Source organism: Parachlamydia acanthamoebae, from assembly GCF_000875975.1.
Taxonomy (GTDB): domain Bacteria; phylum Chlamydiota; class Chlamydiia; order Chlamydiales; family Parachlamydiaceae; genus Parachlamydia; species Parachlamydia acanthamoebae.
In genome coordinates, this window is record NZ_BAWW01000048.1 from 1 (window position 1) to 254 (window position 254).

Genomic DNA, 254 nt, shown 5'->3' on the forward strand with positions numbered 1-254 from the left:
TGATGGCTTCAACGCTAACGAAGGAGATCGTACACTTGTAAGCCAGAGCCTATTGCATGAAATTGCACCTCTCAAAGAAGGGTTTATCTATTTATCTGAAGAAGAAAAATTTTCCAGTATCGATGCCAACGGAGAAAAAACCTGTTTCAAACGTCTACTGAATCACTACGATAAACACGGCAGACTCACAGCCCAAGATCACTTTGAAACAGATCACTCCCCATCCCCTCGTTATCGTTTACATTGGACCTATG

Annotated in this window: 1 protein-coding gene; it reads left to right on the forward strand. The window is 42.1% G+C overall.

Annotated elements, in window-relative coordinates:
• Positions 1-254: hypothetical protein (locus AOM43_RS08610; RefSeq protein ID WP_152618856.1), on the forward strand; the 254-nt coding region annotated here is incomplete at both ends.